The 14,610-nt window shown below is 72.5% G+C and carries 16 protein-coding genes, 2 tRNA genes and 1 other RNA gene; 10 read left to right on the top strand and 9 right to left on the bottom strand.

Annotated elements, in window-relative coordinates:
• Window positions 1-32: 32 nt before the first annotated feature.
• Genes JG616_RS09750 through dnaQ form a run of 3 tightly spaced genes read left to right on the top strand, consistent with a single transcriptional unit; the run spans window position 33 to window position 1,896 of the window.
• Complete coding sequence (locus JG616_RS09750; protein WP_199359915.1) at window positions 33-686, top strand: hypothetical protein; 654 nt, start codon at window positions 33-35, stop codon at window positions 684-686.
• Window positions 683-1,129, top strand: coding sequence for a ribonuclease HI (gene rnhA / locus JG616_RS09745; protein WP_199392450.1), 447 nt, complete (start codon window positions 683-685; stop codon window positions 1,127-1,129). Before JG616_RS09750 ends, rnhA begins: the two co-directional genes overlap by 4 nt.
• A 35-nt stretch (window positions 1,130-1,164) precedes the next feature.
• Window positions 1,165-1,896 carry a DNA polymerase III subunit epsilon gene (gene dnaQ, locus JG616_RS09740; protein ID WP_199392449.1) on the top strand — a complete coding sequence of 244 codons (732 nt, stop codon included), beginning with the start codon at window positions 1,165-1,167 and terminating at the stop codon, window positions 1,894-1,896.
• Window positions 1,897-1,965: 69 nt separating this feature from the next.
• On the opposite strand, the gene JG616_RS09735 is transcribed toward dnaQ, so the two are convergent.
• Together JG616_RS09735 and JG616_RS09730 are read right to left on the bottom strand one after the other, a co-directional pair.
• Window positions 1,966-2,670, bottom strand: a complete 705-nt coding sequence (locus JG616_RS09735) for a protein phosphatase 2C domain-containing protein (protein ID WP_199359918.1) — start codon at window positions 2,668-2,670, stop codon at window positions 1,966-1,968.
• A gap of 341 nt (window positions 2,671-3,011) precedes the next feature.
• Window positions 3,012-3,102, bottom strand: a tRNA-Ser gene (locus JG616_RS09730).
• Window positions 3,103-3,211: 109 nt separating this feature from the next.
• Between JG616_RS09730 and JG616_RS09725 the strand changes: the two genes are divergently transcribed.
• On the top strand, window positions 3,212-3,619 hold the full coding sequence (locus tag JG616_RS09725; protein ID WP_199392448.1) for a DUF6165 family protein: 408 nt from the start codon (window positions 3,212-3,214) through the stop codon (window positions 3,617-3,619).
• Here JG616_RS09725 and JG616_RS09720 read toward each other — a convergent pair.
• Window positions 3,595-4,689, bottom strand: a complete 1,095-nt coding sequence (locus JG616_RS09720) for a glycosyltransferase family 9 protein (protein ID WP_207748986.1) — start codon at window positions 4,687-4,689, stop codon at window positions 3,595-3,597. The two genes, JG616_RS09725 and JG616_RS09720, sit on opposite strands and share 25 nt — an antisense overlap.
• A gap of 19 nt (window positions 4,690-4,708) precedes the next feature.
• Between JG616_RS09720 and JG616_RS09715 the strand changes: the two genes are divergently transcribed.
• Window positions 4,709-5,470, top strand: coding sequence for a 3-deoxy-D-manno-octulosonic acid kinase (locus tag JG616_RS09715; protein ID WP_199359920.1), 762 nt, complete (start codon window positions 4,709-4,711; stop codon window positions 5,468-5,470).
• A gap of 2 nt (window positions 5,471-5,472) precedes the next feature.
• The gene (locus tag JG616_RS09710; RefSeq protein ID WP_199392447.1) at window positions 5,473-6,231 is read left to right on the top strand and encodes an MBL fold metallo-hydrolase; all 759 of its coding nucleotides are present in this window, start codon (window positions 5,473-5,475) and stop codon (window positions 6,229-6,231) included.
• 35 nt (window positions 6,232-6,266) lie between these two features.
• Here JG616_RS09710 and ffs read toward each other — a convergent pair.
• The 3 genes from ffs to JG616_RS09695 form a co-directional block, all read right to left on the bottom strand.
• An RNA gene (gene ffs, locus JG616_RS09705) (signal recognition particle sRNA small type) lies at window positions 6,267-6,363 on the bottom strand.
• A 96-nt stretch (window positions 6,364-6,459) separates the two neighbouring features.
• Entirely contained in the window at window positions 6,460-7,158 is a 699-nt protein-coding gene (locus tag JG616_RS09700) for an EAL domain-containing protein (RefSeq protein WP_199392529.1), read from the bottom strand.
• 347 nt (window positions 7,159-7,505) lie between these two features.
• Window positions 7,506-7,598, bottom strand: a tRNA-Ser gene (locus JG616_RS09695).
• Window positions 7,599-7,742: 144 nt separating this feature from the next.
• Between JG616_RS09695 and dnaX the strand changes: the two genes are divergently transcribed.
• The 4 genes from dnaX to JG616_RS09675 all read left to right on the top strand — a co-directional run bounded on the left by dnaX (window position 7,743) and on the right by JG616_RS09675 (window position 11,150).
• Window positions 7,743-9,770, top strand: coding sequence for a DNA polymerase III subunit gamma/tau (gene dnaX, locus JG616_RS09690; protein ID WP_199392446.1), 2,028 nt, complete (start codon window positions 7,743-7,745; stop codon window positions 9,768-9,770).
• A 1-nt stretch (window position 9,771) separates the two neighbouring features.
• Window positions 9,772-10,092, top strand: a complete 321-nt coding sequence (locus JG616_RS09685; RefSeq protein ID WP_199359923.1) for a YbaB/EbfC family nucleoid-associated protein — start codon at window positions 9,772-9,774, stop codon at window positions 10,090-10,092.
• Between the two features lie 28 nt (window positions 10,093-10,120).
• Window positions 10,121-10,717 (top strand): recombination mediator RecR, encoded by a 597-nt coding sequence (gene recR / locus JG616_RS09680; protein ID WP_199359924.1) that lies wholly within the window; start codon window positions 10,121-10,123, stop codon window positions 10,715-10,717.
• A 76-nt stretch (window positions 10,718-10,793) separates the two neighbouring features.
• Complete coding sequence (locus JG616_RS09675) at window positions 10,794-11,150, top strand: histidine triad nucleotide-binding protein (RefSeq protein ID WP_199392445.1); 357 nt, start codon at window positions 10,794-10,796, stop codon at window positions 11,148-11,150.
• Window positions 11,151-11,153: 3 nt separating this feature from the next.
• Here the strand turns inward: JG616_RS09675 and JG616_RS09670 are convergent, their stop codons facing one another.
• The 3 genes from JG616_RS09670 to JG616_RS09660 are packed head-to-tail and all read right to left on the bottom strand — an operon-like array spanning window position 11,154 to window position 14,569.
• The gene (locus JG616_RS09670; protein ID WP_199392444.1) at window positions 11,154-11,633 is read right to left on the bottom strand and encodes a Slp family lipoprotein; all 480 of its coding nucleotides are present in this window, start codon (window positions 11,631-11,633) and stop codon (window positions 11,154-11,156) included.
• Between the two features lie 34 nt (window positions 11,634-11,667).
• A complete protein-coding gene (locus JG616_RS09665) occupies window positions 11,668-13,614 on the bottom strand; it encodes a DUF3488 and transglutaminase-like domain-containing protein (protein WP_199392443.1) in 1,947 nt (648 codons plus the stop codon).
• On the bottom strand, window positions 13,607-14,569 hold the full coding sequence (locus tag JG616_RS09660; RefSeq protein ID WP_199392528.1) for a DUF58 domain-containing protein: 963 nt from the start codon (window positions 14,567-14,569) through the stop codon (window positions 13,607-13,609). Before JG616_RS09660 ends, JG616_RS09665 begins: the two co-directional genes overlap by 8 nt.
• Window positions 14,570-14,610 lie beyond the last annotated feature (41 nt).

Raw genomic sequence — 14,610 nt, 5'->3', positions numbered from 1 at the left:
GTGGGCCGGAGCTGGCGTCTAGAATGGCGACCATGCCCCTCCGTTCCCGACCCGGTCAACCCGACGCCGCCCAGGCCTGGTTCGCCTCCAGCGAAGGCGCGGCGCTGCTCGACAGCGAACGCTCCGCCATCGTGGGCGCGCTGGCCGAGCGCCCGGCGCAGCACTGGCTGTGGCTGGCGCCGCTGCCGCCCGAGCGCCCCGAAGGGGGGCGCGGACTCGCGCTGTACCCGCGCGGCGAGCGCTTCGGGGGCGACGTGGCCTGCAGCCTGCCGCTGCCCTTGCCCAGCGGGACCTTCGGGACCGTCGTGCTGCAGCACGTGGCGGCGCCCGGCGCGCCCGGCAGCGCGCTGCTGGAAGAGGTCGAGCGCCTGCTCCTGCCCGGCGGCCGAGTCCTGCTGTTCGCGCTCAACCCGCTGTCGCCCTATCGCTGGCGCTGGCGCGGTCACGGCCTTCGCGCCGCCGAGCCCCTGTCCTGGCGGCGCCTGCTGCGCCGCGCCGGCCTTGAACCCGGTGCGGTGTCCGAGGGCATGGGGCCGCTCTGGGAGCCGGTGGTCGAGGCGCGCCGCCGCGAGGGTGCTGGCCTGCGTGCGGCCTACCTGCTGCGCGCGGACAAGCGCAGCCTGCCGCTGACCCCGATCCGTCCGCGCCGGCTGCTGCCGGTGGCCCGGGGGGCCGCCACGGCATGAAGGCGATCGAGGTGCACACCGACGGGGCCTGCCTGGGCAATCCCGGCCCTGGCGGCTGGGCCGCGCTGCTGCGCTACGGCGCCCGCGAGCGGGAGCTAGTCGGCGGCGAGGCCGAGACCACCAACAACCGCATGGAGCTCATGGCGGCGATCGTCGCCCTGGAAACCCTGACCGAGGACTGCGAAGTCACCCTGCACACCGACTCGCAGTACGTCCGCAAGGGCATCACCGAATGGATGCGCAACTGGGTCCGTCGCGGCTGGAAGACCGCCGGCGGCGACCCGGTGAAGAACCGTGACCTCTGGGAGCGCCTGCACGCCGCCACCGTCCGCCATGCCATCGACTGGCGCTGGGTGAAGGGGCACTCGGGCGATCCGGACAACGAGCGCGTCGATGTCCTGGCGCGCAATGAGGCCATCCGCTTCCGCGCCGCCGCGCGTTGAACCGACCAGACAACCAGAGGCAAGCCGACCCACCGATGCGCCAGATCGTCCTCGACACCGAAACCACCGGCCTGGAATGGCGCAAGGGCAACCGCGTCGTGGAGATCGGCTGCGTCGAGCTGGTGGAACGCCGTCCCACCGGCCGCACCTGGCACCACTACATCTACCCGGATCGCGAGTTCGAACCTGGCGCGCAGGAGGTGACCGGGCTGACCCTCGACTTCCTGGCCGACAAGCCGCGGTTCGCGGCCATCGCCGACGAGTTCCTCGCCTTCATCGCCGGCGCCGAACTGGTCATCCACAACGCGGCGTTCGACGTCGGCTTCCTCGACCACGAGCTGTCGCTGCTGGACGGCGGCCGCACCATCGGCGGGTGCGCCTCGGTGCTCGACTCGCTCGAGCTGGCGCGCCAGCGCTTCCCGGGGCAGCGCAACTCGCTGGACGCCCTGTGCCGGCGGCTGGGCGTGGACAACGCCCACCGCCAACTGCACGGCGCGCTGCTCGATGCCCAGCTGCTGGCCGAGGTCTACCTCGCGTTGACCGCGGGCCAGACCGAACTCGGCCTGGCCGGGCCGTCGCCGGCGGGCCAGGCGGTGGTGCGCCTCGACCTGCCGCGCGCGGGAGCGCTGGCTCCCCGCCCGCGGGTCGCGGTGCTGGAGGACGAAGTGGCGGCGCATCTTGCACGCGTCGCGGCGATCCGCGGCCGCGCCGGGCTGGCGCTGTGGGATGAACCCGAAGAGGCGACGCGGGCGGCCGAGATCGCCTGAAGCGGATGTCGCGCAGGCGCGGGCCGGTGTGCGTCCCCGCCCGTGCGCCGCAGTCGGCGCCGGCGGGCGTCAGTGGCGCCGGACCAGCACCACGGTCACGTTGTCGGAGCCGCCGCCATCGAGGGCCGCAGCCACCAGCCCGTCCACGCATTCCTGTGCGCTGCATTCGCCGTGCGCCAGCACGCGTGCGATCGCGCGGTCGTCCACTTCCTCGGTGAGGCCGTCGCTGCACAGCAGCAGCTGCATGCCGGGGGCGAGCTCGCCGGACATGGTCTCGACGTTGAGTGCCTGCGGTTCGGTCACGCCCAGGGCCTGGGTGACCACGTTGCGCTGCGGATGGCTGCGCGCCTGGTCGATGCTGATCGCGCCCTGGGTGATCAGCTCCTGCACGTAGCTGTGGTCCTGGGACAGCTGGGCCAGCTTGCCGTCGCGCCAGAGGTAGACGCGGCTGTCGCCGACCCAGGCGACCTCGAAGCGGCTTCCGTTCACCCGCGCGGCCACCACCGTGGTGCCCATCGGCAGCGCGTCCTGGCGGCGGCGCGAGGCCGTGATGATCTCCTCGTCGGCGATGCGGATGGCCTGCGACAGCGGCGTGCCCTGCCGGGTCTCGCGCACGATCGCCTCGCGCGCGAGCGCGCTGGCCACTTCGCCATATTCATGGCCGCCCATGCCATCGGCGACCAGCCACAGCCCCAGTTCGCTGTCACCGTAGTAGGTGTCTTCGTTGAGCTCGCGGCGCAGGCCGACGTGCGTGAGATGGCCGAATTCGATCATGCGCAGGCCGCGTCGGTTCCCGGGAGGGCTGGATGGGAGAACGGCGGCGGCAGTCGATTGAGGTCAGCTGGCATGCAGTACGAGGGAAGGCGGCGGCGGATGCGGATGATGGTATACGCGCTGTGGACGGCGCGTGCGATTGGTCGATGGTGCAGGGCTGTCGCTGGGCAGGGAAACCGCAGCCCGGAATGTCCAGGGGGGATTGCGCCGGGGGGATGGCCCGGCCTGCGGCCGGGCGCCCTACGGCGCTTCGCGCCTTCGGGTCGAACCGGATGGTTGAATCAAACTCCCCCCTCTCCGCCAGATACGCAAAAACCCCCTTTCGGGGGCTTTTGCGTATCTGGCGGAGAGGGGGGGATTCGAACCCCCGAGGCGCTATAAACGCCTGCCTGATTTCGAGTCAGGTACATTCAACCGCTCTGCCACCTCTCCGGGGTGTCCCGACCACGAGGACCGGGGGCGCAATGATACGGGCGGCGGGCGGCCGCGACAAGGCGAGGCGCTACACTGGCCGGCCCTCCGATGTACCGGCGGTCCCCCGATGTCCGAAATCACCGTCCCCGTCTCCTTCGGCGAGCTGCTGGACAAGATCTCGATCCTGCAGATCAAGTCCGAACGGATGAGCGACGAGGCCAAGCTGGCCAATGTCCGCCGCGAGCTGTCGGCGCTGGAGAAGACCTGGATGGCGCATCCGGCCGCCGGCGGCGACATCGTGCGCCTGCGCGCGGAGCTCAAGGCGGTCAACGAGCGGTTGTGGGAGATCGAGGACGAGGTGCGGCTGAAGGAGCGCGCGCAGGCCTTCGACCAGGACTTCGTCGAGCTGGCGCGCAGCGTCTACCTGCAGAACGACGAGCGGGCGCGGATCAAGAAGGCGATCAACCTCGCCCTGGGCTCAGGCTACGTCGAGGAAAAGTCCTACCAGGACTACGCGGGCGGACCCGCGGGCTGACCTGGCGTCGCTCGGCGCGGGTGGTCGGCCCGGTAGCGTTCGAACGCGCCGATCGCATCGTCCACGCTGATCAGGTCCATCACGCCTTCGCGCTCGATCTTCGTGCCCCAACGCAGCGCCGCGGCCGGCTGGCGCAGGTAGAGGCGCGCGGCCTCGTCGTAGCGGTCGACGCAGTAGCGGCGGTCGGAGTAGGGACCGCTGCGGGCCGGATCGGTGGCCGCATACAGGCCGAGCACCTTGGTGCCCATGGCATTGGCGATGTGCGTCGGACCGGAATCCGGCGTCATCACCAGGTCGGCGCGTGCCAGCAGCGCCGGCAGCTGTTTCAGCGTGTCCTTGCCCACCAGGTCGAGCAGCGGGACGCCCGCCTGCGCGAGGATGGCGTCGGCGGTGTCCCGCTCCAGCCCGCTGCGCCCACCGCACAGCACCACGCGCCAGCCCTGCGCGGCGGCGTGCGCGGCGACGGCGGCGTTGCGCTCGGCGCTCCAGTTGCGCAGCGGATGGCTGGAGCAGGGCGATACCACCAGCGTCGGGCGGCCGTCGTCTGGCCACTGGGCGCGCGCCCACGCGTGGGCGTCGTCGGGCACGGGGAGGTTCCACTCGATCTGCTCCTGGCGCAGCCCCAACGGGCGGGCGAAGGCGCCCAGCACGTCCAGCACGTGCCCGCCGGTGTCGGCCGGGATCCGCTCGTTGACGAACAGTCCGTGCAGTTCCTTCGAGCGTGCGCGGTCGTAGCCGATGCGGCGCGGCGCCCGCACCGCGCGCGATAGCACGTTGGCGCGCAGCGCGAGCTGCATCAGCAGGAGCGCGTCGAACCTGCGGCCGGCGAGCTCGCGACGCAGGCCGCGCATGCCCTCGCGGCCGGTCTTCTTGTCGTAGACCACGAAGTCGACGCCGGGCAGTCCGTCGAGCAGGCGCTGCTCGCCCTTGCCGATGATCCAGGTCAGCGCGACCTCCGGCCATGCGCGCTGGAGCGTGCGCACCAGTGGCAGCACATGGGTCACGTCCCCCAGCGCGGACAGGCGCAGCAGGCAGATCGAGCGCGGGGGAGCGGAATGGGGCTGCGGCAAGCTTGCTAGACTCCGGGGGATGGCAGTGTTCGACGCCACCGAGACCCTGACGCCGTTCCGCGCCGGACCCGAGGGGCGCGGCTCGGGCTCGATTCTGTTCGACCAGACGCAGCTGCGGCAAGCGGATCCGCGCTGGTTCGATCCCGCGGCCTGGGGCCCGCGTGCCGTGGCCGTGTCGGGCAGCGGGCGCGGCGGCGCCTGGTTCATCGACGACACCAGCAACGGCCCCACCGTGCTGCGCCAGTACCTGCGCGGTGGCGCGGTGGCGTCGCTCAGCCGCGACCGGCACCTGTGGCGCGGCGCGCACCGCGTGCGCAGCTTCGTCGAGTTCCGGCTGCTGCGCGAGCTGCTCCGGCGCGGGCTGCCCGTGCCGCAGCCGATCGCCGCGTCGTACGTGCGCGAAGGCATGACCTATCGCGCCGCGATCCTGATGGAGCGGCTGGTGGGCGTGCGCTCGCTGGCCTACCTTGCGGCAGGTGATCCCGCCACCGTGCCCTGGGCGGAGACCGGGACGCTGATCGCACGCTTCCATCGCGAAGGGCTGGACCATGCCGACCTCAACGCGCACAACATCCTCTACGACGATGCCGGCAAGGGCTGGCTGATCGACTTCGACCGCGGCCGCCTGCACATCCCCGAAACCGCCTGGCGCGAAGGCAACCTCGCCCGGCTGCAGCGCTCGCTGCTCAAGCTGCGCGGCGCGCGCAGCGAGGCCGACGTGCGCGCGGACTTCGCGCGGCTGCGCGCCGGCTACGACGCGCGTTGGGAAAAGGGCTTCTGAGCATGGGATGGACGCTGCGCTTCCAGGGCGTGGGCAGCGCGTCGGCGGTGGCGCTGGGCTCGCCGATGGCGACCATCGAGCGCAACGGTGCGCCGTGGCTCGCGATCGACTGCGGCGCCGAGGGCCTGACGGCCTATCTCGCCCACTACGGCGCGCCGCCACCGGCGATGTTCGTCACCCACGTGCACCTGGACCATGTCGCCGGGTTCGAGCGGCTGTTCGTCGCCAACTATTTCGACCCCGGGCGCCGCGGGAGGATGCCGCTGTACGTCCCGGTCGACGTGCTGCCGCTGCTGCACCGGCGCGTGGCGGCCTACCCCAACGCGCTGGCCGAGGGCGGCGCGAACTTCTGGGACGCCTTCCGCGTGGTGCCGGTGGGCGATGCGTTCTGGCATGACGGACTGCGCCTGGAGGTCTTCGAATCGCGCCACCACTGGCCGCGCACCGCGTTCGGCCTGCGCCTGCGCGGCAGCCTGGCCTGGACCGGTGACACGCGGCCGATCCCCGAAGTGCTGGCCGGGGCGGCGGGCGAGGGCGAACTGGTGGCGCACGACTGCGGGCTTGCGGGCAATCCCTCGCACACCGGCATCGACGACCTCGAGCGCGAGTACCCGTCCGACCTGCTGTCGCGCTGCGTGCTCTACCACTACGCCAGCGAGGCCGACGGTGACGCGCTGCGCGCGCGCGGCCACCGCGTGGCCCGGCCGGGCGAGGCGTTCACGCTGGCCGAACCCCGTCCGCACCCCGCGCTTGCACCCTGAGCGCGATGCGCTGGGTTGTCGCCAGACAGGCGGTGGCCCCGCCGACTGACCTCGGCACCCGCGTCGATCGATACCGTTGCTGCCTTCCGGCCCTGGCGGAGTTTTCGACCTAGCGTCGCGAGGGGCCGACGGGGCCACCATGGACTTGGAACATGCTGCGCGCCGCAAGCGGTGGCAGGCGCAGGATTGTAGCCGCTGCACCGGCGCGCCGCCATCGCGGCGCGCCGGTCAGTCGAGGCCGTCCCAGACGGCCGGGGTGATTCCTTCGAGCGCCTCGAGTGCCGGCCGGCCGAACAGGTAGCCCTGGAACAGCGGCACGCCAAGCGCGCGCAGGGCGCGGTATTCACCGGCGGTCTCCACGCCCTCGGCGATGACCGTCGAGCCCACCGCCGAGGCCATCTGCATCACCCCGCCGATGATCGCCTGGCGTGCCGGACTGGTCTCGACGCCGCGCACCAGCCCGATGTCGAGCTTCAGCACGTCCGGCTGGAAATCCGCCAGCAGGTTCAGGCCGGCGTAACCCGCGCCGAAGTCGTCGATCGCCGTCAGGAAGCCGCGATCGCGATAGTCGCGGAAGATCCGGGTCAGGTGCCGGTGGTCTCGGACCTGCTCGGACTCTGCGGTCTCGAACAGCAGGCGCTCGGTGGGAAACCCGCAGCGCTGCGCCGCGGCCAGCGTCAGGCGGATGCAGGTGGCGGGCTCGTACACGGCATTGGGAAAGAAGTTGATCGACAGCCGCTGGCCCAGGCCGAGGCGCGCGGCGGTCTCGATCGCCTTGACCCGGCAGGTCTGGTCGAAGCGGTACAGCTGTTCCGGCAGCACCCGCGCGATCACCTCGGCCGCACTGGCGCCATCCGCGCCACGCACCAGCGCCTCGTAGCCGAACACGGAGCGGTCGCGGGCATCGACGATCGGCTGGAAGGCCATGCGGACTTCGAAGTCCAGGCGCTGGTCGCCGGTGCAGCTGGCACAGGGGTGGGGCGATGCGACGTCGCCGAAGAAGCGTTCGAGGTACATGCGGGCGAGCCGTTCGTGACAAGGGGAGCGGAGGCGACGATGGCACATGGGCCGGTGGCGGGCGCGCGAATGCGTGCCATCGCGCGACAGGTTCCGGCGAGGGCAGGTTGTTCGCGGGGAGGTGCAGGGGGATGGCCCTGCCCGCGGCCGGGCGCCCTACGGCGCTGCGCGCCTCCGGGTCGAACCGGATGGTTGAATCAAAGTCCCCTCTCTCCGCCAGATACAAAAAACGCCCCGTGCGGGGCGCTTTTTGTATCTGGCGGAGAGAGGGGGATTCGAACCCCCGAAGCGCGGTTTAGACGCTTACACACTTTCCAGGCGTGCTCCTTCAACCACTCGGACACCTCTCCGCACCTGACCCGGGCGTCGCGCCTGCCTTGGCATGGCCGCACGGGGTCGGCAATTCTAGCCCTGCGGGGGCCGGGTCGACAAGGAATGCGTGCGGGCCCGCGGCGCGGGTCCGGCCGGCGTGGCACGCGTGGCAGAATGGCCCCATGTCCTACCTCGTCCTCGCCCGCAAGTGGCGCCCGAAGCGGTTCGCCGAGCTGGTGGGCCAGGAACACGTGGTCCGCGCGCTGGTCAATGCGCTCGATTCCGGCCGTGTGCATCACGCCTTCCTGTTCACCGGCACCCGCGGCGTGGGCAAGACCACGATCGCGCGGATCTTCGCCAAGAGCCTCAACTGCGAGCGCGGCGCGTCCAGCGATCCCTGCGGCGAGTGCGAGACCTGCCAGGCGATCGACGCCGGCCGCTACATCGACCTGCTGGAGATCGACGCCGCGTCGAACACCGGCGTCGACAACGTCCGCGACCTGATCGACAACGCGCAGTACATGCCGTCGCGCGGCCGCTACAAGGTCTACCTGATCGACGAAGTGCACATGCTGTCGAAGGCGGCGTTCAACGCGCTGCTGAAGACGCTCGAGGAGCCGCCGGAGCACGTCAAGTTCCTGTTCGCGACCACCGATCCGCAGAAGCTGCTGGTGACGGTGCTGTCGCGCTGCCTGCAGTTCAACCTGAAGCGGCTCGAGGAAGAGCAGATCCGCGGCCAGATCGCCAGGATCCTTGTCGCCGAGGGCATCGAGGCCGAGCCCGGCGCGGTGCGCCAGCTGGCCAGGGCCGCCGACGGCAGCATGCGTGACGGCTTGTCGCTCCTCGACCAGGCGATCGCCTACAGCGGCGCCGGCGCCGGCACCGGAGCCGGAGCCGCGCTGACCGACGATGCGGTCGCCACGATGCTCGGGTCGGTGGACCGCACCCAGGTGGCCGGGCTGTTGTCCGCGCTGTCGCAGGACGACGGCGCAGGGCTCATGGCGACCATCGAGGTGCTGGCCGGGTTTTCGCCCGACTGGGGCGGGGTGCTCGACGCGCTGGCCGAAGCCCTGCACCGCATCCAGGTGCGGCAGCTGGTTCCCGGCAGCGAGGTCGAGGCCGACGGTGTCGAGCTCGACGCGCTGGCATCGTTGCTGCGTCCCGAGCTGGTGCAGCTCTGGTACCAGATGGCGGTGTCGGGCCGTCGCGACATCGGTCTCGCGCCGAGCGCGCGGGTGGGTTTCGAAATGAGCCTGCTGCGGATGCTGGCCTTCCGTCCCGGCGAGAGCGGTGGCAGCGCGGCCCCGGCTGGAGGCGGCTCGGCGACGGGAACTGCCGGCACCGGTGCAGGCACGGGTGCGGGTCGGTCCGCGGCGGCGGCTGCGCGTGCCGCGCTGGAAGGCGGGGCACCGGCTCGCGCTGTCACGCCGGTGCGCGCTGCCGCGTCCCCCGCGTCGCCGCTGCCGCCCGAGCCGCAGACAGAGCCGCAGATGCATCAACCCGAGCCGGCGCCGAACCCGGGCCCGCGGCGCACGCCGCCCGTTCCGCCGCCCGCAAGGCAGGCAGCGTCGTTCGACGACCCGCCGCCCTGGCCGGAGGAAGCTCCGGAGCGGGTCGAGCCGCCCCGGGCGCCGCCGCCGCGTGCCACATCCGGCAGCCCGGCGGCGGTTCCGGCGCGGGCGCCCGCGCCGCCTGTGCCGGCGACGCCTGCGCCTGTGATCCCGCCCGCACCGCCCGCACCGCCCGCATCTCCGGCCAGCGCCTCCACGCAACACGCGCCCGCGTCCCCGGCCAGCACGGCGTCAACGTCGATGCAGGTCGATGCGGACAGCTGGCCCGACCTGGTCGCCGGACTCGACCTCCGCGGCCCCGTGCGCGAGCTGGCGGCGAACTCGGCCTTCGTCGCCCTCGACGGCGACGCGCTGCGCCTGTCGCTGCCGGAATCCGACGACCACCTGCGCGCGCCGTTCCTGGTGCAGCAGCTGGCCTCGGCGCTCGGCACGCGCTGGGGCGCGCCGCCGCAGATCCGCTTCGAAGCCGGCGCGCCGGTCGGTGACACGCTGCATGCGCGCACCGGACGCGAGCGCGATCAGCGCCAGGGCGCCGCCGAGGCCGCCTTCCACAACGATCCGCACGTGCGCCGCCTGATGGAGCAGGGCGCGCGCGTGGTGCCGGATTCGATACGACCGATCCAGGAACAGGAGCACTGACATGCGTGGAAACATCGCCCAGCTGATGCAGCAGGCGCAGAAGATGCAGGAAAACCTGCAGAAGGCGCAGGCCGAACTGGCCAACCTCGAAGTCACCGGCAGCTCCGGCGGCGGCATGGTCAGCATCACCCTCAGCGGGACCAAGGAATGCCGCAAGGTGCGCATCGACCCGAGCGTGCTGACGGATCCGGAGATGGCCGAGGACCTGATCGCGGCCGCCTTCAACGACGCCAGCAACAAGGTCGACGCCGAGTCGCAGGCGCGGATGGGCGCGGCTACCGCCGGCATGCCGATCCCGCCCGGCATGAAGATGCCGTTCTGACCCTGAATCGCCCGGACGGCCGCGCCGCATGAGCGTTCCCCTCCTCGAACAGCTGGTCGAGGCCTTCCGGGTGCTGCCCGGCGTCGGCCAGAAGACCGCGCAGCGCATGGCCTACCACGTGCTCGAACGCGGGCGCGAGGGCGGCCGCCGACTGGCCGACGTGCTGGGCGAGGCGATGGAGAAGATCGGCCACTGCGAGCGCTGCCGCGACTTCAGCGAGACGCCGCTGTGCCCGACCTGCGCCAGCGCCTCGCGCGACGGACAGTTGCTGTGCGCGGTGGAATCGCCGGCCGACCGCCTGGCGATCGAGCAGGCGACCGGCTACCGCGGCCTGTACTTCGTGCTGCAGGGGCGGCTGAGCCCGCTCGATGGCATCGGCCCGCGCGAGCTGGGACTCAACCTGCTGGCCGAGCGCCTGGCCCAGGGCGAGGTGCAGGAACTGATCATCGCCACCAACCCGACGGTCGAGGGCGAGGCCACCGCGCACTACCTCGCGCAGCTGGCCCGCCAGCACGGCGTGCGACCGAGCCGGCCCGCGCACGGCCTGCCGCTGGGCGGCGAGCTGGAATACGTCGACCGCGGCACGCTGTCGCACGCCTTCGGCAGCCGCGGCGAGATGGCCTGAGGCACTCCGCGTCGCGCCGCATCGCGCGGTGCGTCGCGCTAGCATTGGCCGCACCTCCACTGCGGGTGCGACAGCGATGACGACCATCTTCCACCGGATCATCCGGCGCGAAATCCCTGCCGACATCGTCTACGAGGACGAGCACCTGATCGCCTTCCGCGACATCGCGCCGCAGGCGCCGGTGCACGTGCTGTTCGTGCCCAAGGTCGACGTCGCCACGCTCAACGACCTGCAGGCTGGGCAGGCGGACGTTGTCGGCCGCCTGGCGCTGGCGGCGGCCGCGTATGCGAAGCGGGAAGGCTACGCCGAGGACGGTTACCGCATCGTCATGAACTGCAACGACGACGGCGGGCAGACGGTGTTCCAGATCCACCTGCACCTGTTGGCGGGAGCGCCGCTCGGGCGCTTCGGTACCGCTGCAGAGGGCGGTTGACGCCTACCAGTAGCCCCACCACGGCCAGGGTGCCGGACGCGTGATCAGGTTGCGCTCGCGCTTGGGCCACAGGTAGACGATGTCGGCGGCGACCAGCGGGAAGCGGTAGCTGTAGCCGCCGATGCTCCGGCTTTCGTGTCCCGCCAGGCGCCCGGTGAAGGTGACTTCGCGGTTGACCTCGAAGATCGCCGGGTCGTAGAAGCCGGCGCGGCAGGCGATGAAGCGCCCGCCGGTGTCATCGCTGGCCCAGTAGGGCCGGCCGTAGTGGTCCAGGCGCGTGGACACCATCTCGAAGCAGGTGCTGTCGGCGCGCGGTTCGACCTGCACGATGCGGCCGCCCCAGCGCACGGGACTGCCGGTGGCCTCGGTTTCGGCCGCCTCACGCGGGGTCAGCGTGGTGTATTCGCCCTGCAGCGGCTTCGGCTGCGAGGCGCAGGCGCCGAGCAGTGCGACGGCCGCGAGGGCGAGGAGGGGAATGCGCATGGGGATCTCCGATCGGTCCGGGCCTGGGCCGGCATCAGGGGCGGTGGGCGCGCAGGTCGCGCAGCAGCCCGCGCGCCTCGTCCTGCGCGGGAGCGTAGCGCCAATCGCTGAAACGCGCGCTGAGGGCGAGCAGTGGCGCCGAAGCCGGTCGCAGTGCCACGACGCGTGCCGCCCAGTCGGTCGCGGTCTCGTGGCGCTGCCTGGCCAGTCCAAGGCGCGCATAGCGCGCGCCCAGCCGGTGCCAGGCCCGCAGCACGGGATCGCGCTCGCGCTCGCCGCGGGCGACCATCCAGAGCATCCCCGCCAGGGCCAGCCCTGCGACCAGCGCGAACAGCAGGACCAGCTGGCGGCTGCCCAGGTCGTCGCCGCCCAGCGCCTGCAGCATGCGCTGCTGGCGTTCGGCGTCGAAGCCCAGCACGAGGTCGTTCCAGCCGCGCCGCATCCAGTCGCCCATGTCGAACATCGGCGCGAGCGCCTGCAGCCCGCCGGGGCTGCGCGAGGCGCGGTCGGCGACGGTGTCGTAGATCCGTTCCGGCGCCACGGCCGCGGTGGGATCCACGCGCACCCACCCACGTCCCGGCAGCCACACCTCGGCCCAGGCGTGTGCGTCCGAGTTGCGCACGATCCAGTAGTCGCCGAAGGGATTGCGATAGCCGCCGACATAGCCGGTCACCACCCGCGAGGGAACGCCCGCGCCGCGCATCAGCACCACGAAGGCCGAGCTGAAGTGCTCGCAGAAGCCCTGCTGCTGCTCGAACAGGAACTCGTCGACGGCGTGGCGCCCGAGCAGCGGGGTGGACAAGGTGTAGCCGAACTCCGCTCGGATCCACTCCAGCGCGCGATTGGCGATCGCCGCATCGGCCTGCGCACCCTCGCCGGCTTCGGCCCGCCATTGCCGGGCCAGGGCCACGGTGCGCGGGTTGAAGCCATCGGGCAGGCGCAGCGCGGCCTGGCGCAGCATCGGCCGCAGCCCGACATCGAAGGTCGTGGGCGCGGCGGAGCTCATCCGCCAGCGCGTGACCGAGGTCAGCGGGCGGCGGGTGGACAGGGTGTGGTCGTAGCCCTGGCGCACGCCGTCGGGCACGCCCAGTGGCAGCTCGAGGGCGACCAGCATGCGCCGCTCGGTGGGTTCCACCTCGAGCTCGTAGCTGTAGCGCCGCGGACCATGTTCGACCGTCGCCGCGGGCAGCGCGCTGAACCAGCGCGAGCCGCTCCATTCCCGGCCGTCGTAGTCCCAGAGCACCGGCCCGCGCCAGTACATCTCCGAGGTCGGCGGCGCGGCGCCGTCGAAGGTGACGCGCAGCGCCGGACGGTCGTCGACCAGCATGTCGACCCAGTCGCCCGGACGCATCGTGTCGGACAGGCCGGTGCGGGTGATCGTGCGCTCCGGCACGCCCCACAGCGGCGTGGCCATGCGCGGGAACAGCCAGAAGGCGGCCAGGGCGAGCGGCAGGCCGATCGCAAGCATCGCGCCGACGCGGCGCAGCCGTTCGCGCGGGCGCAGCGCGACGGTCTCGCCGCTCTCCAGCTCGGCCAGGCGCAGCATCGCCGCCAGCGCGAGCACGGCCGCGCCCAGGCCCAGCACCAGGCTGACCGGCCCTTGGTCGAGCAGGAAGGTGGCGAACGGCGCGAACAGCGCGAAGCCCAGCAGGCTGCGGGCATCGCGCAGGGTGGCCAGCTCCATGGGCTTGAGCGCGAGCATCGCCGCCAGCAGGGCGCAGCCGGTGTCGCGCCCGAGCGAGAATCGCGCATTGACCAGCACCACGGCGATCAGCGCCAGCGACAGCACCAGGCGCAGCGGCGCGGGCAGGCGCCGCCACCAGGACAGGGCGCCCACCGCCGCCGACACCACGGCCAGCCCGACCGCCAGCGGCCCCGGCAGCTGCAGCAGCAGCGGCAGCAGGCAGGCGGCCGCCGCGGCCAGGGTCCAGGCGCGGGCCTGCGGATCGAGCCCAGGGCCGGGGCGGCGCGGCTCAGCCATGCGTCGTCCGCGCGTCGGAGCCGTCGCCCGGCAGCAGCGCCAGCGCGCGCAGGCAGGCATGGCGATGCGCCGGGCCGCTGCCGGGACCGATCGCCTGCCCGGGCAGGCGCAGCAGCGAGCGCCGGCCCTCGCGTTCCGCCTCGTCCACCCAGCGCGCAATGCGCCGGATGCGGTCCTCGTATGCGAGCGCCAGCGTCGACCAGTCCAGCACCACGTCGGCGCCCTGCGGCTGTTCGTACTCGCGGACCAGCAGCGCGCCGTGGCGCGCCGACGGCTTCCATGCGATCGCGCGGCGCGAATCCCCGCGGCGATAGGCGCGCAGGTGGTGCAGGTCGTCACCGGCCGGGTGCAGCCGCGCCTGCGCGGCGTCGCCGGCACCCAGCGGCAGCGGCGGGCCATCGGCCTCGGGGCGCGGATAGACCAGCAGCGGCTCGGACGGCCAGGCATAGGCCCAGGCCCCCGCGATGCCCAGGGGGCGCGTGGTCGAGACGGTGATGCGTCCCGGATGCAGCCAGCCGCGGCGCCGGGTGGGCAGCGCCAGTCGGGCCTCGCCGGCACCGTCGGCCAGCGAGGCCACGGTGCTGGACTCGCCCAGCTGCAGGCGCAGTCCGCGCCGCGTGCGTCCCGGGTCCGCGCGCAGGTGCACGCGCAGCGACATCGGCGCGCCGGCGGGCACCGGCTCGGCGTCGACCGCCGTGACCGCCAGGCCCGACAGCTGCAGGTGCGCGGCGAACAGGCTGGTGTTGCCGGCGCCGGCGAGCAGCAGGGCCAGCAGCAGGGCCGGGTTGTTGTTGTAGTTCAGCGCGCCAACCAGCATCACCGCCAGCAGCGCGACGAAGAAGGCGCCGAAGGCGGTCGGCAGGACGTAGATCCGGCGGCGGTGGAAGACCACCGGCAGCGCCTCCGGTCCGCGCGGACGCGCCAGCGCCTGAAGGCGTGCACGGACGCCGGACAGCCGCAGCCCGGATAGCCGCAGGCCGGACAGCCGCGCTCCCG

This window comes from Luteimonas sp. MC1895, assembly GCF_016457215.1.
Classification (GTDB): Bacteria; Pseudomonadota; Gammaproteobacteria; order Xanthomonadales; family Xanthomonadaceae; genus Luteimonas.
This window is presented reverse-complemented; position numbering and strand designations above follow the sequence as displayed.